The sequence below is a fragment of the Methylophaga sp. UBA3603 genome (assembly GCF_002375335.1).
Classification (GTDB): Bacteria; Pseudomonadota; Gammaproteobacteria; order Nitrosococcales; family Methylophagaceae; genus Methylophaga.
This window is the reverse complement of sequence record NZ_DFMC01000007.1, coordinates 83,183-108,917: the sequence shown is the minus strand read 5'-3', so window position 1 is coordinate 108,917 and position 25,735 is coordinate 83,183. Positions and strand designations below refer to the sequence as shown.

Here is a 25,735-nt window from a genome sequence, read left to right as displayed (position 1 = left end):
TGCTGATGAATGATGAACAGTTGCTGCGTTACAGCCGCCATATTCTTTTGCCGAATTTTGACATCACCGGCCAACAGCGCGTTTTGGAAAGCCGCGTTCTGGTCATTGGGCTGGGAGGATTAGGATCGCCAGTAGCGTTGTATCTGGCGGCTGCAGGTGTTGGGCATCTAGTGCTGGTGGATGACGACATTGTTGAGCTGACCAATCTGCAGCGGCAAATCGTGCATCGACAGACGTCTGTAGGCAAAACAAAAACACATTCAGCTGCGGCGACTTTGCAAAGTTTGAATGACACAATTAAAGTTGAAACCATTGAGCATCGCCTGAACGAAGCCGAGTTAACCCAGCAGGCAACGCTTGCTGACGTGATTGTCGATTGCACCGATAATTTCAGTAGTCGTTTTCTGCTCAACCGGGTGAGTAAGAAAACCAGAACACCGTTGGTGTCAGCTGCGGCTATTCGATGGGAAGGACAGGTTTCAGTTTATGATGCCCGACAAGCCAATGCACCGTGTTATCGTTGTTTGTACGATGATAATGGTGGCGATATTCAGCAAAGCTGTGCGGAGAGCGGGGTGCTCTCACCATTACTGGGCATGATGGGATCCATTCAGGCGATTGAAACACTCAAATTGCTGGCCAATACAGGAACGTCCCTCAATGGTCGTTTATTATTGGTTGATGCGCAGTCAATGCAGATAAGAGAAATGACGTTAAAACAGGATCCGGCCTGCCCGGTATGTCACGATAATGAGAATAGCTAAATGACAGCAAAAACGACGATACGTTTACCGCGAACATTGGTGAATGAGCTATTACATGAAGCACAACTTTCACCGCAGCAGGAAATTTCCGGGTTAATAGGCCGCCATGGACAACGCTGTATGTGTTATCCGGTAGACAGCGTCAAAACCGATGCCAGCGTGTTATTTGCATTAAGTGCCAGTGAACAGTTGGCCGCATTAAAAGAAATGAAAGAACGCAATCAGGAACTGTTCGCCATTTATCACTCTCATCCCGATGCTCCAGCATTACCGTCGGTTATTGACGAGGATGTTGCAGACTATCCACAGGCGTTATATCTGATTATTTCATTGAATACACGCGGTGTTTTGGAAATGCGGGGCTTTCAAAAACATGGACAGAATATCGAAGAGGTTAATTTGATCATATGAGTAAACTTGACGCATCAATCTTAACAAATGCAGCGCAGCAGGCGCTGGATGCGGCTAAAAAGCTGGGGGCATCTGCTGCCGAAGTGGGTATCAGTCAAAGTCTGGGTTTATCGGTAAATGTGCGTCAGGCTGAAATTGAAACGCTGGAGCACAACAAAGATACCGGGCTTGGCGTAACGGTGTATCTGGGGCAAAGCAAAGCTTCTGCCAGTACATCCGATTTGCGGCCTGAAGCCATTCACGAAACAGTGGCGATGGCCTGCAGTATTGCAAAGCACACTCAGGAAGATAAATTTGCCGGGTTGGCCGATGCGTCATTAATGGCTACCTCCTTTCCGGATCTGCATTTGTACTACCCTTGGGAGTTGTCTCCGGAACAGGCGATTGCACTTGCAATGGAATGTGAGCAGGCCGGTCGCGATTTTGATTCGTTAATCAGTAACTCAGAAGGGGCCAGTGTTTCATCACATGAAGGTCAGCGGATTTATGCCAACAGTCACGGTTTTATCGGTCAGACGCAATCCACTCGCCATAGTTTGTCATGTACATTAATCGCCCGTGATGAGACCGGTATGCAACGGGATTACTGGTATGACGTTGCCCGTGACAGTCAGGATCTGACTTCTGCTGTTTCGGTGGGTCGCAAAGCCGCTGAGCAAACGTTGAAACGGCTCAATACCCGTGAAATTGAGACCGGTCATTACCCGGTTATTTTTGCTGCTGAAATTGCCTCATCGTTATTTGGTCAGCTGGTGGGCGGAATTCGAGGCAGTGCTTTGTATCGTAAATCCAGTTTTCTGCTGGATAAACTGGGTGAACAGATTTTTCCATCATTTATGCATATCCATGAACAGCCACATCTCTTTAAGGCGCTGGGCAGTTCGGCTTTTGATGCTGAAGGGGTGGCGACACAAAATCGAGATATTATCCGCGACGGTTTATTACAGGGTTATGTGCTGGACAGTTATTCAGCCCGACGTCTGAATATGACGACCACCGCAAATGCGGGTGGAGTGCATAATCTTACCGTTGATAGTAACGATTTATCATTTCAGGACATGCTGAAGGCGATGGATCGGGGCGTGATTGTGACTGAAACCATGGGCATGGGCGTCAATATTGTTAACGGTGATTATTCGCAAGGCGCTGCCGGATTCTGGGTGGAAAATGGTGAAATTCAATATGCCATTGATGAGTTCACCATTGCCGGTCAGTTGCAGGATATGTTTAAAGGTATCCAAGCGGTAGCTAATGATGTGGACTTACGCAGCAATATCCGTAGCGGATCAGTGTGGATCGATAAAATGATGGTGGCGGCTTAGTTTAAGAATCGATGCTATCGCGGACGAAGCTAGTGATATCAGTTAAATAAGCCACAGCAAATATTGAAAATAGCATCTGCCTTAGGTTTTTAATGCGATGAGCGCTTTGGTTACGTAACGCATTGATTTGACGTGTCAAATCCTGCTCATCATGCAACCAGTCAGTTTTGTTGTTGACCAGCTGACAATGGAAAATATAATAACTTTCCGAATTAAACAGTCTGTGCAACAGCAGATTTTTGGCTTCTGCTGATTGCAGTTCATGTTCACAGATGATCTGCCAGGGCTGATGACCTGAGCGGTAACAATACAGTCCCATTCCATGAGTCACCACATTTTCAGTATGAACGGTTTTCAACTGTAATGTGATCCGCTGAATGGAATTGGAAATCGACTGCCATAATTTGTTGTCGGTATGATTTAACAACTGAGAATGGCCAGCCACCGCCTGCAACACGCGTTTTTGTTGAATATCCAGGCCAAAAAATAACGCTGTATTGAGCGGTGCGTGACTCAGCAGATCCAGATAAACCCGACTGTACTGCATTTGCAATAAATCATCTTCGCGCCGCGACAAGGACTGTTGGTTATCTTTAATGGCCTTTTCAAAAAACTGATTTACAGCGAATGGGCATTGGGTGACCAGGCGTTGCAAACCAAGTTCAGTTTGTTCAGCAAACTTCTGCACTCGCTTAACTTCATACGGCACACTACGTAAATTTAATTGCGGACGCTGTGATTGCCAACGGGTGAAATGTAAGGTTACCCGGGCACCTATCTTCACCGGCAAATCAGCATTGACCGATAACGACAATCCATTAATCGAAACCTCGTTGGTTTGCGACGCATGTTCCTGGCTATTTATAAATAAATTGACGGGGGTAAGCACGTTATAGCGGCTTTGCTGGCGTCGAATAAATGCTTTGAGCGAACTGACGGGGGGTAAGTTAAAAAACACCGCCGGTTTTTCGATATTTTCATCAGCATGAATTTGCTTTTCATCATTGCTCAGCTGTTGCAAGCAGGCCGAAATATCGGTGATTTCTATCAGATTTTTTAATTGTGAAACCTTGCGTGAAAAATCAACGGCAATGCGCGGGTCCGATTGAGCCATGATATCAAAATGCGGATGATAAATTGATTCATCAACTGCCAATGCTGTTACATTGAAATGCCACAGTTGTGTTTTTTCGGGCCAAGGCCAAAATTGTCTTAGCCTTGCACTTTCACTGACATCAATCACCACCAGCTTTTCAGCATGAAGCGCCACAAACCCGCAATTTAAATTGTTTTGCTCAATATGAGAGAGCACTCTTTTCACGACGGACAACAAGTCAGGTGTGTTGATGAAAATCTGATCACAGACAGTGCTGCTATGGAGAGCGGTGACATTGGGCGATTGCTGTTCACCCATCCAGCAGAGCAGGCTGGGCATTTGCTGGCTGTATAAACGTAACAGACAATTTTGGGTCAGATTAAGAATTTCATTATTCAGCTCAGCAGGACTGTGCTGATTTCGATTGCTTAACCAGTTTTGCCACGCTTGACGAATGTCATCACCCACCGAGTCATGAAAGCGTAATACAGCAAAGGTTCGCTGATCCTCATGATGCATCCGGGTAACGTCAAACGCTATTTGTGTGGGTTCAGTATTATGAGCGTCGGGAAAATGTTCAAAACTGACGTTAACGGTATCGTTTTTTTCCAATGCAGATACATGCTTCATGCTGACACGGATAGCATCAATGCTGACATCCAGGGTCATCGCATGGTAGCTAAGTTCACCCACTTGTATGGTGACCGGCAGCGTCAGTAGCATGCGAGGCGCCTGACGACTTACCGGTTTATCCAGCCGGATAAGCAACAAGCCATCGTCCTCAACGGGAGTTGGTTGCTGCTGTTGTGATTGCTGTTGAAACTGACGGATGGCCTGCATCAGTGCTTCGTAAACACCGACGGTGTAACGCCCCCCCATGCGTTCAACCAGCTGCTTGAGTATTAAATAACTACGGTCGTCCAGATAGTGGGTGACATCGCCAAATTCATAAGGCTGACATTCACCGGTCACTTTACCGCGTAAATCAATGATGCGTTGACAGGGTTTTTGTAGTCTTTGTCGATCCAGCTGGGCCAGAAAAGCCTGGTTTTGTGCTTTACTGTTTTCCGTTGCCATTGCCCGAATTATTTCAGTTCATCAGGCGTTTTAGCTTGAATGCTTAACGCATGAATAGCAGAGGGGAGTAATTCAGCCGCTGCGTCATAGACCAGCCGGTGACGCTTGATTAAAGATAAACCGGCAAACGCGTCGCTGACAATAAATACCGTAAAGTGGCCACCACCAGTATTGCCTGCATGTCCTGCATGCAGATGACTGTCATCAGTGATCTGCAACTGAATCGGATCAAGCTGCTGTAACGCCTGTTCCAGTTTTTGTTGTGTTGATAAACTCAAGGTAAGACCTTACGAAATGGTTTAACAGTTACTTTGGCGTACACATCGGCCTCAATATAGGGATCGGCCTCGGCCCAAATCCGGGCGCTTTGCAAGTCGTCAAATTCGGCGACCACTAAACTGCCACTGAATCCGGCTTCACCGGGATCTTCGCTGTCAATTGCCGGATGTGGACCAGCCAAAACTAAACGACCTTCATCCTGTAACGCCTTAATACGACCAAGATGAGCCGGACGGGCAGCCATACGCCGCTGCAGGCTATCGGGCTTATCTTCGCTGATAATGGCATATAACATCAGGACGCATCCTTCGAATCATTATTTCCATTTATATGACGGGATAGATAAATAGCCTGCCCGGCAATAAATACCACTGTAATGGCCAAAGAGCCAAATAATTTAAAGTTCACCCAGGTTTCTTCTGAGTAGTAATACGCGATATAAATATTCAGAAATCCGGAAAAGATAAAAAACAGAATCCACGCAGTATTCAGTCTTGACCAGACCACGGTTGGTAATTGCATATGCGCTGCCATCAGACGTTCAAGCAGGGTTTTATCGGTAAACACTCTGGCACCAATGAAGGCTAATGCAAACAACCAGTTCACCGCGGTGGGTTTCCACATCACAAATTCCGGGTTCTGTAACCAGAGCGTGGCCCCGCCAAGCACCATCACCAGAATAAAGGTGATTAAATGCTGTCTTTCCACTTTGCCGTGACGCAGCAAACCATAAAGAACCTGAACCAGTGTAGCGACCATCATTACCGCTGTTGCAGCATAGATGCCGGCCACCTCATATTCCTGACCATTCCAGTGGTAGACGCCGCCACCAAATTTATAGGCAATGAAAAACAGAATAATGGGCAGGAAATCAGTAAATAGTTTCATCTTTTTGTTCAGTTATTACAGAGATGCCACATTCTAACGTAAAATCAACACCATGACGCACTATGACCTGCATTGCCATTCCACCGCCTCTGATGGCGCATTGTCTCCGAAAGCATTGGTTGAACGAGCTGTTCAGCAAGGAGTCGACGTGCTGGCGCTTACTGATCATGATGGTACAGAGGGCATTACGGCTGCGCTTGAAGCTGCCGCAGATCAGCCACTCACATTGATTCCCGGGGTCGAAATTTCGGTCAGTTGGAATAGCAGCACGGTGCATATTGTCGGGCTGAACATTGATATTGAAAACGTTAAATTGCAAAACGGTTTAGCCAATATCCGCCAATATCGGCAACAAAGAGCCGAACAAATTGCGCAGCGTTTGGAAAAATCCGGTATTTCGGGCGCGCTTGAAGGTGCGGGAAAATATGCATCTAAGACCATGTTAGGACGACTGCATTTTGCACAATTTCTGGTCGAACAAGGTCATGCCTCCAATACGAAAGATGTCTTCAAACGTTTTTTGTTGAGGGGGAAACCTGGATATGTGCCGGGACAGTGGACTGATCTGGAATCCGCAGTTGAATGGATAATCGAGGCGGGCGGCCAGGCGGTTATTGCTCATCCGTTACGTTATAAAATGACTGGTACCAAGCTGCGACGGCTGATTGATGATTTTAAAACAGCGGGCGGACAAGCCATTGAGGTTAGTTCCGGCCATCAGCATCCAGATCAACTGAGAAATGTAGCAGCACTGGCAAAACATTATGAATTGCTTGCTTCCTGTGGATCGGATTTTCATGGTCCGGAACAGACTTGGAGTGAGCTTGGACGCTTCCTCCCATTGCCTGCTTCCTGTAAACCGGTATGGTCTTTATGGCAGTAAGACGGTCATGCGGCATGGGTTATGGTATATACAAGTAATTAACGAACTAAAGAATTAACGAAGGTTTTAGATGAGCCAGTATTTTCAAATTCACCCGGATAACCCGCAACCGCGCCTGATTAAACAAGCCTGTCAAATAATAATGAGTGGTGGCTTGGTGGTTTATCCAACCGATTCGGGCTATGCACTGGGATGCCATTTGGGTGACAAAGGCGCTATGGATCGTATTCGTCGTTTGCGCCAACTGGATGCTGATCACAATTTCACGCTGGTGTGCCGGGATTTGTCTGAGCTATCGGTTTACGCCAAATTCAATAATGCAGTCTTCCGCTTGATTAAAGCGCATACCCCTGGCCCCTATACATTTGTATTACCGGCGACTAAAGAGGTGCCACGTCGATTGCAACATCCCAAACGTAAAACCATCGGTTTACGAATTCCGGTTAACAATATTGCCCTTGCCCTACTGGAAGAACTGAATGAACCCTTAATGAGTTCAACACTTATCTTGCCGGGTGAGACCATGCCTATGACAGAGGCTGATGAAATAGCCGATCAATTGAGTAAACATGTGGATTTGATTATTGATGGCGGAGCATGTGGCAGTGAGCCGACGACCGTGGTCGAGTTTATAAATGACTTACCCGAAGTGGTTCGCGTTGGTATGGGTGATCCTGAACCGTTTGAGGTGGAATGATCATCTATCTTGGTTTATTCCTGTTAATCGCTTTCAGTATCTGGCTTATCGGCATTATTCATGCTGAAGCCGATTGGGGCGGACCGTCAGTTAACTGGCTGGATGGCTGGACTCGCTTAATCTGCCGGTATATTCAGCATTTACCGGAACAGAAAATAAATCTGCCAGAGACTGGCCCGGCGATTATAGTCGCTAACCATGTATCTGGTGTTGATCCCTTATTACTGATATCTGCCAGTAAACGTCCGTTACGCTTTTTGATTGCTCGGGAAGAGTATGAGCGGCCATTGGTCAGTTGGGTTTTTAAAAAGGCAGGTTGTATTCCTGTTGATCGTTCCGGCCGCCCTGAGCAGGCGTTAAGGCAGGCCTTAAGAGCATTGCAGCAGGGTGAGATCATCGCGCTGTTTCCCCACGGAAAAATTCATCTGGATACTGATCCACCGAGAAAAATTAAGGGTGGCGTCGGCAGGCTGGCAAGCTGGTCGGCTGCACCGATATTTCCAGTACGTATTGATGGTGTTGCGGCACAGGGCAAAGTGTTTACTGCACCTTTTATACCGAGTCGGGTGCTGTTAACGATGGGCCAACCATTACAGTGCACCCCGCAATCAATGGAAGAATGTTTGCAGGATATTATTCTGACAATCGAAACGCCGATTCCCCGACCCTAATTTTCATCATAGTGTCTTAATCCCTAGGTAGTCTGAGAAGTTATTTTGCCTGCACTGAAAGACTTTGATGATAACCGACACTACTCCCACCTGGGTTCGTTACTCCCAAACTGCACTGCCATGGTTATTACCGGCATTATTGTTATTTTCGCGGGCCATTGCCGATTTGACTGTACTGTTAACTGGCATTCTGTTTTTAATTTGGTCGTTTCAGCGACATGACTGGCTTTGGGCGAGAAAGCCCTGGTTTCGTTTAAGTCTGCTTTTATGGGCTTATTTATTGCTTGTAAACTTACCTCTTAGCGTTGATCCGTCTGATAGCTTGCTATACGCCATTACCTTTATGCGCTGGCCTTTATTTGCCGCAGCATTAGCTTACTGGTTATTAACAAGCCGCGACCGACAAAAACACTTTCTCATCGCCTTGCTATTCACATCTCTATTTATTGTCTTGGATACTGGCTGGCAATATGTAACAGGTGTGGACTGGTTTGGTATTCCTATTGCTCCAGAAAACCGGTTGACCGGGCCGTTTCGTAATCCAGTGGCTGGGATTATGATGGTGCGGGTGGAATTTATCTTATTGCTTGCGCTAGCAGTATTTTCCAGTTTGCAGTCTACCTATCGGCAAGTGCTGTTTATCGTTGGTATTTTGCTGAGCTTTTTATTGTTAATTTTTATCACAGGCGAGCGCATGGCGTTTATGTTGTGTGTTTCGGCTAGCTTAATGGTATTACTCGGGGTGGCGCTGCAATATCCTGCCAGACAAAAACTGGTGGTGCTGGGCGGATTGCTACTTATTTTAATCATTATTGCTTTGATGTTTTTGCTACCGGAGATATCGCAGCGGATGGTGTTTAGTACGGTCGAAAAATTACAGAATTTCCGGGAATCGGATTATGGCCAGGTGTTTCGCGGGGCCTTCGAAGTTTGGCAGCACTATCCGTGGTTTGGTAGTGGTCTGCACAGTTATCAAGCTGTTTGTAATGAACTAGCGGTAATGGCTAACACTCCTCTTGAATGTACACATCCACATAATCTGTATCTGCATATTGGTGCGGAAACCGGTATTGTTGGAGTAAGTTTATTTTGCTTGATGGTGTTGGCGATCTTTCACCAGGCATTGATGTCATTATGGCGACAAAAAAGCTGGCTGTTGCTGACCATCAGTTCGGCGATTTTGCTACTGAGTTTTTGGCCATTAATTGGTGGTATCAGCTTGTTAAACAACTGGGTGGCGGCCCTGGTCTGGTTAGGTGTTGGTTGGGCACTGACAGTTGATTTGCAGCATTCCTCTGCTGAGCATTCAGCTTGAAACGACACCTTGAGCTTGTAAGTAAGCAATGATTGTCTCGACATTCAGTTCTGACAATGAACTGATGCTGTAAGGCTTGAATTGTTTACGTTCAATTTCAGCACGCTGGGCACAGCTGTGCGGTCCAAAAATCGCCATACCGGCCTTACCCAGATGCGCAGCCAGATGGCTTGGGCCGGAATCGTTGCCAATCACAAAACCGGCTTGTTGAATAACACCGGCCAGTTGAAACCAGTTGAGATCTTTTAACAATTTGCCATTAAATTGCTCGGCTAATTGACTTTCATCTGGCCCGAGCACGGTGACAACATTGATGCCTTTTGTGGCTAATGTTTCAGCAAGTTGAGGATAGAAGGGCCAGCGTTTTTCGGGACGTCTGGCCGAGCAACCGGGCAATAATAAAATAAAACCAGAGTTAATTTCGCACTCAGTCAGCCACTGTTGCATATCATCTGCCAGCCAGCGTAAATCTGCTTGCCGGGCATATTGACTATCAATTCCTGCTTGTTGCAACAACTCAATCTGGCCTTGTAAGCCACTGACTGGAGTATGTTTAGTCGCACGTTGAACCCATGGCGATCTTGGCAATAATAGCTTTCTATACAGTCGAGTGCGTTGCGTGTTCTGCAAATCAATCACCAGATCAAAATCCTGCTCTCTTAATGTTTTTCTGAGTAGCCACCAATCTGACACTCGCCATAACGGCCATCGCTTATCTGTTAAGACAAAATCGATATGGGGGCTGCGCTGCATTAGCAATTGATAGGCGGATGAGGTCAGTAAAGATATTCGAGCATGGTCGAAATACACTCTAATATCATGCAATACGCCATCTGCCTGTAGTAAATCACCGAAAGCGCCATGTTTTATCACTAGAATATGAGGCGATTTCATGATGAGATCAACTTACGGTAGAGTGCCAGCGTCTGATCGGTCATGGCCGTTAAGGTCATGCATTGCTCAGCAACAGCATAGGGTTTTTGCATCAGGGCCGACCATTGGCTCATATCAGCTAACAAACTTTGTAGACGCTCTTTTAATACCTGAGGGTCATCAATTGGCACAATTAACTCTTCCGATAAGATTTCATTGGCGACCGGCACATCTGTTGCCAAAACTCGGCATTGTGTGAGCAGTGCTTCATTGAAAACATAAGAAAAGCCTTCGCGCCGCGAGCTGATAATCAGGGCATCGGCTTGCTGCATTAACGGAATAATATCCTGACGATCGCCTATTAATTGGATATCTGCAGTAGTTGAAAGCGCATCTATCAATGATTGAAGATGTTCTTTTTGCGGACCGTCGCCAGCAATCCATAAGGTAACCGGCAGATCTGCAACCGCCTTAATGAGTACATCAAAGCCTTTAGCAGGCACCAGTCTGCCAACTGCCAGCAAAAGTGGGAATGCATTCGGTTTTTCTTGTAGGCCTTTTGTGATGAGCGGCGTTCGGATGCCGTTATAAATCACCGTGACGTTTTCATCGGCAAAGGGTTTTGCGAGATGCTTGCTTACAGCAATAACCTGATTAAAATGCCGATAAGCTCCGAGCTGTCGTTTGATATTGTGTAAAGTTGCGACACGTTGACCTGAAAAAAAATAACGCAACGAATTCACCAGTGTTGCGGCTTTATTTGCCTGCGCATGCACAATATCAAACTGTCCCTGACGAAATGACTTTCCCAGTGACCATAACAGCCTTGGATCGTGGCGACTGTAATGGCTGGGGATGGCAATGCTTTGAATATGTGTTGGCAATTTTCGAATAAATACTGGGTCGGCAATAACCGTGATTTCATGGCCACGTTCAGCTAACGCAAGACTAAGTTCGTATACATGTTTTTCCAAACCACCGTCGCCACGGCTGGCAAGTACCTGAGCAATTTTCATGAAGCTTTTTCTGGTACTGCGAGCGAATGATAAATAGCGAGCGTATTCTCCAGCATGCTTTTTAGCGAAAACTCCTGATTTTTTGGCACCTCAGGTGGTGTGATCAGCCACTGCAGACTTTTTGCCTGTAAAGCAGCTTTATCTCCGGGTGTAATAAGACCGGCTGGCAATATACGATTCAGCTGTTCAGCAACACCACCATGGTTATACGCAATCACTGGTTTACCTAGGCTTAACGCTTCAAGCGGGATGCGGCCAAAGGCCTCCGGTTCTGTGGAGAGCGAATATACGATTTTCGACATCGCCATTATGTCGCGGATATCGCTGCGGTGCCCAGTAAAAGTGATGTGAGATTGCACGTTTAGTTCGGCAATTCGGTCGGTGATTTCCTGTAAATAACGTTTTTTGCCAGGCTTGGTTTCGCCAACGATCAGACCATGAACTTGAGGATTTATTTTGCTAAGTGCTGCAATAAGCTCTATAAAATCATGCTGGCCTTTCCAACGGGTAATTCGTGCGGGCAAACATAATAGAAGTTTGTCGCGAGTTTGCGGAAACTGCTGATACCATTGCGTCTGCCACGCAGCATTTGGTTGATAACCGAAAGGAAAATCTGCTGTATCAACGCCCCGGTAATTTAATTGCAGCTTGTCACTATTAACCTGGTAATGGCGAAGTACGTATTCACGAATCATTTCTGAGATCACAATGACCTTTTCGCCTTTGGTCATAATGGCGCTGTATGCATTTACTGAATAAGGGCCATGAACGGTGGTAATAAACCGTGGTCGTTGTCGATGTGGGATAGTTTTCAAGGTGAGATAACAAATCCATGCCGGTAGCCGTGAGCGGGCATGCACAATATCTACCTTTTCACTGAGTAAAAAACGACGTAATTTGGGGATCTGCCTTAGCGTTAGCAAGGATTTTCGTCCAATAGGACAGCTGATATGTTTACTGCCTTGCCTGGTAAGTTTTTTGACCAGTCGCCCGCCAGCAGAAATTACGATAGATCGGTGACCTTGCTGAATTAAAAACTTGCCGACCTCCAGCGTACCACGTTCGACGCCGCCTGACGCCAACGAGGGCAATACTTGAACAACGGTCAGTTTCGTCAAAATAAACTATAAAAGTTAGGTGTTGGCAATGGCTGCGCGACCCGGTACCAGTTGTGATAACCAATTAGCCTCAATCCATTCTGCACATCTATCGGCTTCAATAAAGCCATTTACCGGTTGTAAAGCCTGTTGATAGTTTTGTTGATGGTCAAAACGGACAATCAGTTTCTCAGTCAATAATTTTTGCAAACCGTTACTGACCCGGTTTTGGCGTTTAACCGGCACTGGTAAAGTGCCTACCGCAACCCTTGCCGTAAGTGCTTCATAGACCATTGATACCGAATCTTCACTGATCCAGGCGCTACTGACTCTGGCCAGTTGCTCCGCCACCCATCCAGCAGCAGTTTGCTCAAATGGCACCACTTCAAGATTGGTTGCTTCCAATAATTGCACTGACTGTAAGGTTTCAGCTGGTGTGCGGCGAGACGTAGTTAATGTGTAATGAGTATTGGGATTATCAGAGAGCAGTTTACGAATATATTGCATCAATTCTGTGTTATCCCAACCGCAGTGTTTAGAAGGACCGCCGAGCATAATCAACGACTGATTGGCATGATGAGAACCTGTAGCATTTAATGGGTTTAATACGCCGCGGGTTTGCAGAAAATTGCCACCGCCATGGTATTCGTCATGCTCAGGAATAAGACAGAGATCAAATAATCCTACCGGTAGGCTAGGCTGCATCATCAAGACTGTTTTACCACCATAAGCACGCTTGGCGGCAAGCATCGAAAAATGTGTGCGATGACCTGCACCTATAATAAGATCTGGAAGCGGTAAACCTGCTCCGGCAGGCCAGACTCCAGATAACCATTGATAAAATGGCGCTAATTTTCCTGATACCGGAATATCAATCAATTGACACGGACGCATGCGTTGCAATGCATGAGCCAGACCCAATGACTGACTTTCATGACCTGGTTTTCCATCAGTTAACCGCCAGATAATGGTTTCACCTGAAACTGATGCATTCATCTGATCATTGCTCCCAAGTTGGTGAATCAACCCCATGAATTGGCACGGAGTCGTTTGCTCATTGGGATAACCTTAGTTTAAAAGTGTGTAATTCTGATGTCGGAAATATGACAGTGACTGTCACATTTAATTAGGTGCTTTTGGTTGGCTGGATATATAACTTGCCGCGTCCATCTGGCTGGGTTTTGAAGCGGCGATGAACCCAAAGGTACTGTTCGGGGTACTGTTTTACTTGGGCTTCCAGCCAATCATTTAACTTTTGTGCATCTTGCAGAGTATTACCAGAGGGGTAGTTTTCCAGCGCTGGAAATAATTTCATCAAATAACGTCCATCTGGCTGACGGCAAGGCATAAAAGGTATAACCACTGCACCAGATTTTTCAGCCAGACGAGATGGGGCAACTATCGTGGCAGCTGGAAGATTAAAAAACTTGGCAAAGACCGAGGTTTTGCCACCGAAATCCTGATCAGGGGCATACCAGACGATTTTATTGGCTTTTAGCGCCCGCAATAAACCCCTGATATCGGCTTGGAGCAGACTACCTTCACTGTGTTTATGCCGATAGTGCAGCATTACCTGATTGAACAGTGGGTTTTTCATATTGTGAAACATCACATGCATGGGATGTTTTAGCATCATCAAACGACCGCCCAATTCCATGCTGGTAAAATGGCCGGTCATTAGAATGACACCACGACCTTTCTTTACAGCCGATTGCAGATGTTCGAGACCGTCATAATCAACGATTGTTAAAAGAGATCTATCTGAGGCCCACCAACTGAGTGCCGTCTCAAGCGGCATCATGCCGACACTGTATAAGGTTTTTTTCAGTAATATTTTCTGTTCAGATTTTGATAACTCCGGAAAGCAAAGTGCAATATTGCGTTTGGCAACAAAACATTTTTTAGCTGCAAATACGCTTAAGCTCTTGCCTATAATGGAGGCAATGAGTGATCTGCTGGTGGGCGAGAGATAAACGGATAATCGCATTAATGCTAATCCTAGCCAATTGCCCCAAAAACGTGAGGCCAGCAATTTCCAGTGTTTAAGCATAGTATGTAGTGAAGTCCGATAAGCAATTTAACAGTTTGGCAAATTTTAATGACCGAAATATGAATTAGCCTTTTCAGCAAAAAAATAAATTCTGTTTCGACCTCTTGAGATTATCTTGTGTACCCCCCATTTTGTAATTAACTTATTTTTTACAGGGATATTACGATGCAAATCGATAAACTCACCAGCAAGTTCCAGGAAGCACTTGGCGCCGCACAAAGTCTGGCGGTCGGGCGCGATCATCAGATTATTGAACCAGCCCATCTATTGTTGGCGTTAATAAATCAGCAAGGGGGCACGGTAAAACCGTTACTGGCCCAAAGCGGTGTTAACGTTCCAGCTTATCAGGCTGATCTGGAAGCACAGTTAAACCGTTTTTCCCAAGTTGAAGGTGGTAATGGGGATATCCGCATATCTTCAGACTTGAACCGATTATTAAATCAAACGGATAAATTGGCTCAGCAACGTCAGGATCAATTTATTTCCAGTGAGCTTTTGGTACTGGCTGCGGTTGAGGAAAAAAATCAAACAGGTGAATTGCTACGCAAGCATGGGGCTAACAAAACCAATATTAATAACGTGATAGACAAAATTCGTGGGGGCGAACGCGTGACTGATCAAAATGCCGAAGAACAGCGCCAGGCGCTAGAAAAATACACTATTGATCTAACTGCTCGTGCCGAAAGTGGCAAGCTGGATCCAGTGATTGGTCGTGATGATGAAATTCGCCGCACCATCCAGGTCTTGCAACGTCGTACCAAAAACAATCCGGTATTGATCGGTGAACCCGGCGTCGGTAAAACAGCGATTGTTGAAGGTTTAGCCCAGCGTATTGTTAACGGTGAAGTGCCTGAAGGCATGAAAAACAAACGAGTGCTTTCCCTCGATATGGGATCGTTAATTGCTGGTGCCAAATTCCGTGGTGAATTTGAAGAACGTCTAAAAGCGGTACTCAGTGACCTGTCTAAACAGGAAGGTCAGATCATTCTGTTTATCGATGAAATTCACACCATGGTCGGTGCTGGTAAAGCCGAAGGGTCGATGGATGCCGGTAATATGCTGAAACCTGCTTTGGCCCGAGGTGAGTTGCATTGTATCGGCGCGACTACGCTGGATGAATATCGCCAATATGTTGAAAAAGATGCCGCTCTGGAACGTCGCTTCCAGAAAGTGCTGGTGGGCGAACCCAGTGTGGAATCTACCATTGCCATTCTGCGTGGCCTGAGTGAGCGTTATGAAGTGCATCACGGTGTGGATATTACCGATCCGGCCATCGTTGCTGCAGCGACCTTATCGCATCGTTATATCACCGACCGGAATCTGCCGGATAAAGCCATTGATTTGATTGATGAAGCGGCCAGTCGGATCCGTATGGAAATTGATTCCAAGCCGGAAGTTTTGGATCGGCTGGAAAGGCGTTTGATTCAGTTAAAAATTGAGCGTGTAGCGTTGCAGAAAGAATCGGATGAAGCTTCCAAAAAACGTTTGGATACGCTGGAAACCGAAATGAAAAAACTGGCCCGCGAATATACCGATCTGGAAGAAGTCTGGAAATCAGAAAAAGCGGCTTTACATGGTAGTCAGCACATCAAGGAAGAACTGGAAAAAGCTCGGCTGGAACTGGAATCGGCCAATCGTAGCGGTAATCTGGAAAAAATGTCCGAACTGCAATATGGCCGTATCCCTGCGTTAGAAAAACAGTTGGATATTGCCACCCAGGCAGAAATGCAGGACTTCACCTTGCTGCGGAATCGTGTCGGCGAAGAAGAAATTGCTGAAGTGGTTTCCAAATGGACCGGGATACCGGTGTCCAAAATGCTGGAAGGTGAACGCGATAAACTGCTGAAAATGGATGAAGCTTTGCACGAACGGGTTATCGGTCAGGACGAAGCAGTCAACTCAGTCGCAAATGCGATTCGTCGCAGTCGTGCCGGTTTATCAGATCCCAATCGTCCTAACGGTTCATTCCTGTTTTTAGGGCCAACGGGGGTGGGTAAAACCGAGCTATGCAAATCTCTGGCAACGTTTTTATTTGATACTGAAGAAGCGATGGTGCGAATTGATATGTCCGAATTTATGGAAAAACATTCAGTTGCCCGTCTGGTCGGCGCACCTCCCGGTTATGTCGGCTATGAAGAAGGCGGTTATCTGACGGAAGCGGTGCGCCGCAAACCTTATTCAGTGATCCTGCTGGATGAGGTCGAAAAAGCGCATCCGGATGTATTCAATATTCTGTTGCAGGTACTGGATGACGGTCGGCTGACCGATGGACAGGGTCGGACGGTTGATTTTAGAAACACCGTTATTGTGATGACCTCTAATCTGGGTTCCAATGTGATTCAGGAAATGGCCGGCGAAGACAATTATGACGCCATGAAAAATGCAGTGATGGAAATTGTTGGCCAGCATTTCCGCCCGGAGTTTATTAACCGTGTGGATGATGTGGTGGTATTTCATCCGTTACAGAAATCACAAATCCGGGCGATTGCTGATATCCAGCTGTCACATTTGCGCCAACGTCTGGCAGAAAAAGAAATGGGACTGGAATTATCTGATGCGGCACTGGATATGCTGTCTGAAGCAGGTTTTGATCCGGTCTATGGGGCCAGACCTTTAAAACGGGTCATTCAGCATGAGTTGGAAAACCCGTTAGCCCAGGCTTTATTGTCTGGTCGCTTTGTGGCCGGACAGGTTATCAAGGTAGATGTGCAGGATGAAGAATTAACCTTTACCAGTGAGCTGATGCACTAGGGCGTGTTTATCTTCCATCTCCACCACTGCTGGCGACTATTTTTGTGTCCGGCAAGGCGGAAAGCACGTATTGTAGCCTTACTACATAAGTGATTGACAACGCAGGCGGGCGCAAAAATAGTCCCAGCCCTTCGGGTTGTGCCTGAAAAAGCGCCACTTATGTCCACGGATGGACTGTATGCCGGCGCGCCAGGGAGGCGCGCGCCGGTCTGCGTTGCTCGTCACTTATTTAGAATAACTAAAAGCCGCTCCTCGTGCCTTGATTGACGTTTTTTCAGCTCACAACAGAGGCGGAGATGAAAGAGCAACAGACCCTGTTTAAACGGGAATCATTTATCGAGTTGGGTAAAACTGACCCAACTCGATAGTTTAATGAAACCATGATTCAGACTTTGGTTAAAGATTATTTCGCCTGTATTGCCTGTTGAGCCTCAATAATCATTGCTTAATTTGGGAATGGAATCCCAGCAAAGCGCAGCAAGTCACTGATATAATGCTTGACTTTGTCCCCATTTCTCACAGGTAACTAACTCATGTCTGATTTCGGCAAGTTTGTCGATGCTTTCACGCCAGCGGAAGTCGCGGAAAAAGTCAAAACCGTCGGTGTGGATAAGGCCAATATGGCGCTTATTCCATTGGTCATTCTATCCCTGATGGCTGGGGCATTTATCTCGTTTGCTGCTATGTATTACACGGTGGTGATAACCGATGCTAGTACCGCCTATGGCCTTGCAAGACTGGCAGGTGGGTTGGTATTTGCTCTGGGCTTCATTTTGGTGGTAATTGCTGGAGCCGAACTGTTTACCGGGAATACGCTGGTGGTAATGGCCTATGCCAAAGGACAGGTGAGCTTCAAGTCCTTAATGCGTAACTGGGGTATTGTCTATGTCGGCAATCTGGTGGGTGCACTGGTTACAGTATATCTGGTGTATCTATCTGGTTATCTGACAGATGGAAATTACGGTGTGGGGGTGACGGCCATCAAAACTGGTTTGTTAAAAGTAGATCATTCACTCACCGAGGCTTTCATACGCGGTTTACTCTGTAATGTACTGGTCTGTTTAAGCAGCTGGATGGTGTATGCCTCCCGCAGTGTGACCGATAAGGTGATGGCCGTATTATTTCCCATCTCCGGATTTGTGGCCATGGGCTTTGAACATTCGGTTGCCAATATGTACATGATCCCAATTGCGATGCTTGCAGCAACTGACCAGGCAATTGTGGCAGCCGGACATTTTGATGCCGCCCAGTTAGCAACGTTGGATTTTGCCGGTTTAATGGGCAACCTTATTCCGGTCACTCTCGGTAATATTGTTGGCGGCGCAGGCTTTGTAGCGATGACCTATTATCTGGTCTATGTATATGCTCGTCCAAACCGATAAACAGGTCTTAACACTAAAAGGTGCACTGTTGTAATCAACAGTGCACCTTTTTTTGTTTACCACGACTTATAAGGCAGAAACTTTCCATCAAGTGTAATGACAATCCGATCACCTTTGGGATCAGGTTTTTTCTCAATATTCATGGCAAAATCAATAGCACTGACAATACCATCGCCACATTTTTCATGCACAATCTCTTTAATGGTCGGACCATAAACCGACATCATTTCATAGAGACGATATAGCAAAGGATCGGTAGGAACCGTTTGGTCCCATTGCTTGTTTGGGTATTTCTGCAGAGCCAGTTCCACTTCAGTGCCCAGATCCAGTGACTGACACAGTTTTTTGGCGGTATCGGCTGGCATGCTGTTCATTCCAAGGCAGGCTGATGCCGTCCACTCAGATGACATGCCAATGGCTTCACCGATTTTTTCCCAGGTCAGTTCTTTCGTTTCTTTTGCCACCATGATGGCTTGCGTCATAGCAAGTTTATTCATTGTTACTCCAAAATCTATTGTTCGAATAAAAAACCTGACACCACTTTCCGGTGCCAGGCCAACGAGGAAATCAATTCATTTTTTCTGAAAACTCAGCGGTAGGTGCACCGGTTTTGTAATGTGTGGCATACAACATGCCACCAGTCAGAACCAAGCCGCCGACAAGATTACCGAAAATAACCGGGATTTCATTCCACAATAACCAGTCAGCAATGGTGATATCTGCACCCATCAGCATGCCCATCGGAAACAGGAACATGTTAACGACGGCGTGTTCGAAAACCAGTCCAAAAAACACTGCAATAGGCAACCACATTGCGACCACTTTGCCGGCTACTGAATTGGATAACATCGCACCGACAACACCGGTAGAAACCATCCAGTTACACAGAATGCCAGCGACAAAAACGGTTAACCAACCCGCACCGCCGTGTGCGGCAAATCCCAAGGTCCGTGCCTCAGCAGCCTTGGCTATGGCCTGACCAGCTGCGCCGGGTTCAGTGGTAAATGCAAAGGTCCAGGCGATACCAACTAACAGCGCAGTGGTTAAGGCACCAAAAAGGTTACCAATGCCTACCAGTAACCAGTTTTTTAACATCCCGTTAAAGGTGCAGCCACGACGTTTATCCAATAAGGCTAATGGTACTAATGCAAATACACCTGTCAGCAAATCAAAGCCCAATAAATTCAGTAAAACAAATCCGACAGGGAAAACTAACGCGCCAACAATCGGCAAACCGGTCTGTACCGCAGCAGTCACCGCGAATGCCACAGCCAGAGTCAGGATAGCCCCAGCCATATAAGATCGAATTAATACGTCCCGGGTAGCCATTTTGAGCTTTGATTCACCGGCATCGACCATTTTTTTGGTAAATTCACTTGGTATGAGATAAGACATAAACGCTCCAGATTGAATTGATGTAAACAGGTAAGCAGTTAGCATGTTTTATGCCTGACTTGCTTTATGCTTTAGTATCAATTGGTTAGCGTTTTAGGTTGGTGTGGAAAGATGTTTTTTGCACCAAGATGATTCGAAGTGGTGTCTCGGCTGCACAAGCATGAGGCGCACAATCAACGAAATGTTATTTAGAAACTGACTCTGACCAGGTAGTACTATCAAGCAACGCTGGTTGTGGGTGTCCAATGTGATAACCCTGAGCAAAATCCACCCCATAGCCTCTTAACAGCGCTAATATTTCCGCATTTTCGACAAACTCAGCGGTAATCTGGCGATTCAGCCCTTTGGCGACATCAACTAATGCTTTGACAAAAAGTTGATCATCGGCATTTTTATCCAGATTTTTAATAAAGATGCCATCAATTTTGATGATATCGACGGGCAGTTCCCGCATATAGTTAAATGAGGAAAACCCGACGCCAAAATCATCAAGGGAAAACCGACAGCCTAATGCTTTTATTGCCTGCATCATGGCTTTGGCTTGCTGCAGATTAGAGACGGCTACTGTTTCAGTGATTTCAAAAATGATGCCGTTGGGATTGACTTGATGTTCGGCAATTGTGTTTTCCAGTAAAGGCAATAACACAGAGGTATCAATAACCAATCCAGAGAGGTTTATAGCAAAACAAACGTTTCTTCCCTGCTTTTGCAATGCCCCCAGTTGCTGCAGAGCGTGGTGGATAACATAATGATCTATCTGCTGAATCAAACCGACCTGTTCAGCAATTTGAATAAATTTCCCGGGTAGTCGCAGTTCACCGGTGCCAGGATCCCGCATTCGCAGTAAAACTTCGTAGTGTTCTATTTTGTCCGTCTGCAATTCCAGAATCGGCTGATAGAACAACACAAACAGATCCTGTTCCAGAGCCTGTTCAATTCGATGTTTCCATAACACTCGGGCTTGCAGTTGCTCTCGGGTACGATCATCAGGTGAAAAAGTATGGAAACTGCCCTTACCAAAAGCTTTGGCCTGGTACATTGCCAGATCGGCAAACCCCATCAGTTCATGAATACTGGCATCCTGTAACGGGAAGTGCACAATACCGATGCTGGTGGATACTTTGTGGTGAACTGCACCATATTCGAGCTGAATGGTGCTCAGCTCATGGATTACTTTTTTTGCCAATGTGATAGCACCTGCTGAGTCGCTTTCAGGCATTAAAATAGCAAACTCGTCTCCCCCCAGTCTGGCAACCAGATCAGTAAAACGGGTAACCCGTTTTAGGGCACGGGCAACTAGAATCAACAGTTCGTCACCGGCCCGGTGACCACTGGTATCGTTGATGTCCTTGAATTGATCCAAATCGAGATACAGCAGCGTGTTGTGGTGATGATACCGAATAGCCATACGCAGCGATTTTTCGAACTCTTCAATAAATTTACGTCGATTACATAAGTCGGTCAGAGGATCATGCTCAGCCATCCAGATAATGCGTTTTTCAGCGTCTTTTTTATCAGTCATATCCAGGCCAACCGATAAAATTACCGCTTGCTGATTATCATGTTCGAGGCGCGAATGCAGCCAGGAAATCTGCCGGATAAGACCGTTTTTATCAATGAGTTCGGCATCTTGTTGGGCTATTCGCTGATGACCGGCCAGTAATTCATTGAAATGGATATTGGCCTCAGTCCAATGACTGGCAGGAAACATTCTGGCGACATTGGTATTGAGAATTTCATTTTTGTTATAGCCGGTAATTTGTTCGCCATAATCGTTAAACAGCGAAATATCAAATTTTTTATCAATGGTTAAAACGATTAACTGGGCGGTATCAAGCAGGCTTTTTATGAAGTCACGATCTTTACGCAGCTCACGATTCTTAATCTGAACCTGCTGATTGCGCAGTCGTCGGTGCTGATCGAGATGATCCAGCACATTTATCAGTTGATGAGTCAGGTTCGACAGCTCGATAACTTCCTGATCAATACTGCTGAAAGTTGTTTCTGATAAAAGCTGGCGGGCCTGCTGATATTTTTTTGCCGACAATAAAGGAAGGGCCAGCGATATGTGTTCAATCTGAGTTAACGGTTGGGATAGACGTCGCAATACCCATAATGTTAAGGCCAGAGAAAACAGCAGAATCAATACGAGTGGCAAGAGATAGATAGTCAGCAGTTGTGTTTTTTCAAAAAGACCCTGCTGAAAGTTTAAATAACCGATAAGGCAAAGAATGATGAAGCCGGTCAGGCAACTGCCAAAAAAAATGCTGTAGGCCGTTTTCCAATGAAGTTGAAGTTTTGACATCCTGGCCATTTATATCTCATCCATGGGAAGCAATATGCCGGCGATTATGGCATATCACGGAGTGAAAATAATGTGCGCAATCTACTGTTGTTCATCACGAGAAACTTTGCGGAGTACCCAATCCAGAGCGTTGGCAGGTAAAACGCGTTTGAGATACGCAAACAGATACGTCGGAAAAGTAACGTAATAACGAATCTTTGGTCGATCGGCTTCTATGGCATGTACTAACTTATCAACTACTGCTTTGGCTGGAAGGGTGAAAGGTGCTGCTGGCCCTGGCGTTAACAGGCGTTTTTCCATTGCTGTATAGCTGGCCTTATGAGCACTGGTATCTTTATTAATATGCTGCTGATATTTGGTAAAAGCATTTTGCCTGAACTGGCTGGTTATTGGGCCAGGTTCGATGAGCGAAATGGTAATACCTGTACCTTTTAACTCCAAACGCAAGGTATCAGCCAAACCTTCGATGGCGAATTTACTGGCGTTGTATGCGCCCCGATAGGGTAAGGCAATGAGCCCTAATACAGAGCTGTTATAGATGATTCTGCCAGATCCCTGCTGGCGCATCTGTTTTATCACCAGGTTAGTCAGTTCCTGAGTACCAAACACATTGGTCTCAAATTGTTCACGGAGCGCGTCCCGCGTCAAATCTTCCACTGCGCCTGGCTGACCGTAAGCAGCATTATTAAATAACACATCGACTTTACCCTCGAATGCTTTTATTGCTGCCTCAACCATGCCGCCTATCGATTCACTGTTTGCCAAGTCGCAAGATAAATTGCTGATGCCGGCTTGTGAAAGCATGATTTGATCGACAGGTTTTCTGACTGTCGCAATCACATTATGCCCCCGCCGATGTAATATTCTGGCAGCCTCCAAACCAATGCCGCTCGAACATCCGGTAATCAAAATATTGCGTCGCTGTATGTTGGGCTTGTTTTTTGGCATATAAGCAATCAGAGTATGGTTAAATTATAACGGCTAAACATTTAAGCATATTGACCGCTAAATGTTATAGAACGAAACAATTAAGGTGGGCAAAACTCAGGTATGTTACAAGGAAATGATATTAGTCAGACCGATTACGAACGGTTTCGACTTTTTTTGGAACAGGCCTGCGGCATTGTTTTGGGTGATGGCAAACAATATTTAATTGTCAGCCGTCTCACCAAGCTGTTACGTGATGAAAATATTCCCTCAGTTGCCGATCTGTTAAATGCGATACAGCGTGGTCACCCACGTCATTTGCGAGACGCGGTTATTGATGCGATGACAACGAATGAAACGTCGTGGTTCAGAGATGGCGGGCCGTTTGAAGTATTTGAAAAAATGACGTTGGCGGATTTGGAAACGCGGGTTACAGCACCCTGCAGAATCTGGTCAGCAGCCTGCTCTTCGGGGCAGGAGCCTTATACGATCAGTATGATCCTCAATGAATATATTCGTAAAAAGCCGGATAGCAAACTTAAAAGCACACAAATTATTGCCACCGATATTTCTAACAGCATGCTTGCATTGGCACGACGGGGTGTTTATGAAGAACATGCCCTGATAAGAGGAATTTCCCCCGCGAGACGTCAACAGTTTTTCAAACCCTTTGAAGGCCGCTGGCAAATTGTCGATGAAGTTAAACAGCGGGTTCAGTTCAGGGAACAGAATCTGTTGCAAAGCTATACTGGATTGGGTCGGTTTGATGTCATCCTGTGCCGTAATGTGTTGATTTATTTTTCGATGCAACGCAAGACAGATATTCTTACCCGTTTGGCCCAGGCATTAAACCCGGGTGGGTACCTGTTTTTAGGTGCTTCGGAAACGATTAGTGGTTACACCGATGCATTTGATTTGCAACGCACGCCACATGGCGTGGTGTATCGCCGACGTTAGTTTTCGTATTTATCGGATACAGATTTAATCTCTATGGCTTCAGCGGATTGATCACTTGTTGCTGTTTTCGTCGTTTGCGGTTTTTCACACCATCCCAGCCAGCTTCCAATATATTGTAAAACCGTTTTGATTAAACGCCATAAACGCGGTAGCAACCAAATCATTAACATGATGAAAACAATTAGTGCCGCAAGAAACCACAGCGGATGAGTGAGGGCCGTCCACAAACCGGCAATCACCAGCAAGTCTTCGGTAATTGAGGCTGCCCAGTTGCTGAAAGGTTCTGGTGAGGTATTGATCATTAATCTACTGCCGGCTTTAGTGGCATGGGTTGCGGCAGCAAGGCTCCCGCCCAGCAGACCTGCTGTTAATTCGATTGCCGGGCTGACATCTCCTACTGCACTTGCCGCCAACATGGCACCAGCCGGAATACGGATAAAGGTATGCAGAGTGTCCCAGCCGGTATCGACACAAGGCACTTTATCAGCGAAAAATTCCACACAATACATTACTGCTGCGGCCGTCATCACCAGAGGGTCACTGAGAACCTGCAACTCTGTCGGCAAAACCATATGCCCTGTTGTGCCCATATAACCCAGCATAAATACCGCAGCATATAAATTGATACCACTGGCCCAGGCGGCCCCCATACTCAGCGCAATAATACTTACAGCATCCATTTAACGACTCCCGTTTGGTATAGTGGCCAGGGTCTGTTGATCTTTCAGAGTCTCCCGCAGTGATGGCTTTGAAAGATCAACAGACCCCAGAGTTTTTATGGAGTAATTGAATGATAACCCGAGCAGAGCTGATCGCCTATCTTGATGAGCAATTGGAAGTATCGAGATTTCAGGACTATTGTCCGAATGGTTTACAGGTAGAAGGTAAACCAGAGATAAATACTCTGGTGACCGGCGTAACGGCAAGTCAGGCTTTGTTAGAAGCGGCTGTGGAGCACAATGCTGATGCCCTTATGGTTCATCATGGGTATTTCTGGCGTGGCGAAGCTCCCACAGTGACAGGCATTAAATACCAACGTTTGAAAATGTTAATCAATAATGACATGAATCTTATTGGCTACCATCTGCCCTTGGATGCCCATTCCGAGTTTGGTAATAACGTACAACTGGCGAAAATACTGAATATAGAAATTGATGGATTTATTGCCGGTACTGGAGAACCCGCTATCGGTTTTCAGGGGAAACTAGCAACATCACAAACATTAGACGAATTTTCATCCTATATCGCCTGTCAACTGGATCGAAAACCTACCATTATTGCCGGTCATGATCGTTTAATAAAAACAGTTGGCTGGTGTACCGGTGCTGCACAAGGCTATATTCAGCAGGCAGCAGAGTCAGGTCTGGATGCCTTTATCAGTGGAGAGGCTTCAGAGCAGACAACACATTTGGCCAGAGAACTTGGAATTCATTACATCGCAGCAGGGCACCATGCTACAGAACGTTATGGTGTTAAATCCTTGGGAGAGCATCTTGCTCTGAAATTTGGCCTGCAACACTATTTCATTGACATTGATAATCCAGTTTAATGGATAAACCTGCCATCAGGATGATAACCA

25 protein-coding genes are annotated in these 25,735 nt (G+C 46.0%); 11 read left to right on the top strand and 14 right to left on the bottom strand.

The genetic code is table 11. The features are described from left to right. Nucleotides 1-5: 5 nt before the first annotated feature. From B4F66_RS04220 to pmbA, 3 genes are read left to right on the top strand one after another with little or no spacing between them, the layout of a single operon-like run. The gene (locus tag B4F66_RS04220) at nt 6-764 is read left to right on the top strand and encodes a HesA/MoeB/ThiF family protein (protein WP_292356126.1); all 759 of its coding nucleotides are present in this window, start codon (nt 6-8) and stop codon (nt 762-764) included. Next, a complete protein-coding gene (locus tag B4F66_RS04215) occupies nt 765-1,175 on the top strand; it encodes a M67 family metallopeptidase (protein ID WP_292356129.1) in 411 nt (136 codons plus the stop codon). Further along, nucleotides 1,172-2,497 carry a metalloprotease PmbA gene (gene pmbA, locus B4F66_RS04210; RefSeq protein ID WP_292356131.1) on the top strand — a complete coding sequence of 442 codons (1,326 nt, stop codon included), beginning with the start codon at nt 1,172-1,174 and terminating at the stop codon, nt 2,495-2,497. The genes B4F66_RS04215 and pmbA overlap by 4 nt, the downstream gene beginning before the upstream one ends. A 1-nt stretch (nt 2,498) precedes the next feature. Here the strand turns inward: pmbA and B4F66_RS04205 are convergent, their stop codons facing one another. The 4 genes from B4F66_RS04205 to B4F66_RS04190 are packed head-to-tail and all read right to left on the bottom strand — an operon-like array spanning nt 2,499 to nt 5,837. Then, a complete protein-coding gene (locus B4F66_RS04205) occupies nt 2,499-4,670 on the bottom strand; it encodes a PilZ domain-containing protein (protein ID WP_292356133.1) in 2,172 nt (723 codons plus the stop codon). Nucleotides 4,671-4,678: 8 nt separating this feature from the next. After that, entirely contained in the window at nt 4,679-4,948 is a 270-nt protein-coding gene (locus tag B4F66_RS04200; protein WP_292356134.1) for a BolA family protein, read from the bottom strand. Next, nucleotides 4,945-5,244, bottom strand: coding sequence for a YciI family protein (locus tag B4F66_RS04195; protein ID WP_292356137.1), 300 nt, complete (start codon nt 5,242-5,244; stop codon nt 4,945-4,947). Before B4F66_RS04195 ends, B4F66_RS04200 begins: the two co-directional genes overlap by 4 nt. Then, on the bottom strand, nt 5,244-5,837 hold the full coding sequence (locus B4F66_RS04190) for a septation protein A (RefSeq protein ID WP_292356139.1): 594 nt from the start codon (nt 5,835-5,837) through the stop codon (nt 5,244-5,246). Before B4F66_RS04190 ends, B4F66_RS04195 begins: the two co-directional genes overlap by 1 nt. 52 nt (nt 5,838-5,889) lie before the next feature. Here B4F66_RS04190 and B4F66_RS04185 point away from each other — a divergent pair, with 52 nt between their 5' ends. From B4F66_RS04185 to B4F66_RS04170, 4 genes are all read left to right on the top strand, one after another. Then, nucleotides 5,890-6,720 carry a PHP domain-containing protein gene (locus B4F66_RS04185; protein ID WP_292356140.1) on the top strand — a complete coding sequence of 277 codons (831 nt, stop codon included), beginning with the start codon at nt 5,890-5,892 and terminating at the stop codon, nt 6,718-6,720. A gap of 70 nt (nt 6,721-6,790) precedes the next feature. Next, a complete protein-coding gene (locus B4F66_RS04180; protein WP_292356142.1) occupies nt 6,791-7,417 on the top strand; it encodes an L-threonylcarbamoyladenylate synthase in 627 nt (208 codons plus the stop codon). Beyond that, a complete protein-coding gene (locus B4F66_RS04175) occupies nt 7,414-8,088 on the top strand; it encodes a lysophospholipid acyltransferase family protein (RefSeq protein WP_292356144.1) in 675 nt (224 codons plus the stop codon). The genes B4F66_RS04180 and B4F66_RS04175 overlap by 4 nt, the downstream gene beginning before the upstream one ends. Before the next feature lie 67 nt (nt 8,089-8,155). Continuing rightward, entirely contained in the window at nt 8,156-9,403 is a 1,248-nt protein-coding gene (locus B4F66_RS04170; protein WP_292356146.1) for an O-antigen ligase family protein, read from the top strand. On the opposite strand, the gene B4F66_RS04165 is transcribed toward B4F66_RS04170, so the two are convergent. The 5 genes from B4F66_RS04165 to B4F66_RS04145 form a co-directional block, all read right to left on the bottom strand. After that, entirely contained in the window at nt 9,395-10,297 is a 903-nt protein-coding gene (locus B4F66_RS04165) for a glycosyltransferase family 9 protein (RefSeq protein WP_292356148.1), read from the bottom strand. The two genes, B4F66_RS04170 and B4F66_RS04165, sit on opposite strands and share 9 nt — an antisense overlap. Beyond that, nucleotides 10,294-11,292, bottom strand: coding sequence for a glycosyltransferase (locus tag B4F66_RS04160; RefSeq protein ID WP_292356150.1), 999 nt, complete (start codon nt 11,290-11,292; stop codon nt 10,294-10,296). Before B4F66_RS04160 ends, B4F66_RS04165 begins: the two co-directional genes overlap by 4 nt. Next, a complete protein-coding gene (locus B4F66_RS04155) occupies nt 11,289-12,410 on the bottom strand; it encodes a glycosyltransferase family 4 protein (protein WP_292356152.1) in 1,122 nt (373 codons plus the stop codon). Before B4F66_RS04155 ends, B4F66_RS04160 begins: the two co-directional genes overlap by 4 nt. A 15-nt stretch (nt 12,411-12,425) precedes the next feature. Then, nucleotides 12,426-13,385 (bottom strand): mitochondrial fission ELM1 family protein, encoded by a 960-nt coding sequence (locus B4F66_RS04150; RefSeq protein ID WP_292356154.1) that lies wholly within the window; start codon nt 13,383-13,385, stop codon nt 12,426-12,428. A gap of 130 nt (nt 13,386-13,515) precedes the next feature. Next, entirely contained in the window at nt 13,516-14,439 is a 924-nt protein-coding gene (locus B4F66_RS04145) for an LpxL/LpxP family acyltransferase (protein WP_292356155.1), read from the bottom strand. A gap of 165 nt (nt 14,440-14,604) precedes the next feature. Here B4F66_RS04145 and clpB point away from each other — a divergent pair, with 165 nt between their 5' ends. Together clpB and B4F66_RS04135 are read left to right on the top strand one after the other, a co-directional pair. Continuing rightward, nucleotides 14,605-17,190: an ATP-dependent chaperone ClpB gene (gene clpB, locus B4F66_RS04140; RefSeq protein WP_292356157.1), complete on the top strand. Its 2,586-nt coding sequence runs from the start codon at nt 14,605-14,607 to the stop codon at nt 17,188-17,190. A gap of 533 nt (nt 17,191-17,723) precedes the next feature. Beyond that, nucleotides 17,724-18,572 (top strand): formate/nitrite transporter family protein, encoded by an 849-nt coding sequence (locus B4F66_RS04135; RefSeq protein ID WP_292356160.1) that lies wholly within the window; start codon nt 17,724-17,726, stop codon nt 18,570-18,572. Between the two features lie 56 nt (nt 18,573-18,628). Here B4F66_RS04135 and cynS read toward each other — a convergent pair whose 3' ends face one another. From cynS to B4F66_RS04115, 4 genes are all read right to left on the bottom strand, one after another. Further along, complete coding sequence (gene cynS, locus B4F66_RS04130; protein ID WP_292356162.1) at nt 18,629-19,069, bottom strand: cyanase; 441 nt, start codon at nt 19,067-19,069, stop codon at nt 18,629-18,631. A 70-nt stretch (nt 19,070-19,139) separates the two neighbouring features. Next, nucleotides 19,140-19,967 carry a formate/nitrite transporter family protein gene (locus tag B4F66_RS04125; RefSeq protein ID WP_292356164.1) on the bottom strand — a complete coding sequence of 276 codons (828 nt, stop codon included), beginning with the start codon at nt 19,965-19,967 and terminating at the stop codon, nt 19,140-19,142. 184 nt (nt 19,968-20,151) lie between these two features. Next, nucleotides 20,152-22,281, bottom strand: a complete 2,130-nt coding sequence (locus B4F66_RS04120; RefSeq protein WP_292356166.1) for a putative bifunctional diguanylate cyclase/phosphodiesterase — start codon at nt 22,279-22,281, stop codon at nt 20,152-20,154. A 72-nt stretch (nt 22,282-22,353) separates the two neighbouring features. After that, nucleotides 22,354-23,220 (bottom strand): SDR family NAD(P)-dependent oxidoreductase, encoded by an 867-nt coding sequence (locus tag B4F66_RS04115; protein ID WP_292356168.1) that lies wholly within the window; start codon nt 23,218-23,220, stop codon nt 22,354-22,356. Between the two features lie 102 nt (nt 23,221-23,322). Here B4F66_RS04115 and B4F66_RS04110 point away from each other — a divergent pair, with 102 nt between their 5' ends. After that, the gene (locus tag B4F66_RS04110) at nt 23,323-24,156 is read left to right on the top strand and encodes a CheR family methyltransferase (RefSeq protein ID WP_292356170.1); all 834 of its coding nucleotides are present in this window, start codon (nt 23,323-23,325) and stop codon (nt 24,154-24,156) included. Here the strand turns inward: B4F66_RS04110 and B4F66_RS04105 are convergent. Beyond that, entirely contained in the window at nt 24,153-24,836 is a 684-nt protein-coding gene (locus tag B4F66_RS04105; protein WP_292356173.1) for a DUF4126 domain-containing protein, read from the bottom strand. The genes B4F66_RS04110 and B4F66_RS04105 overlap by 4 nt on opposite strands. A 110-nt stretch (nt 24,837-24,946) precedes the next feature. Between B4F66_RS04105 and B4F66_RS04100 the strand changes: the two genes are divergently transcribed. Continuing rightward, nucleotides 24,947-25,705 (top strand): Nif3-like dinuclear metal center hexameric protein, encoded by a 759-nt coding sequence (locus B4F66_RS04100; RefSeq protein WP_292356175.1) that lies wholly within the window; start codon nt 24,947-24,949, stop codon nt 25,703-25,705. Nucleotides 25,706-25,735 lie beyond the last annotated feature (30 nt).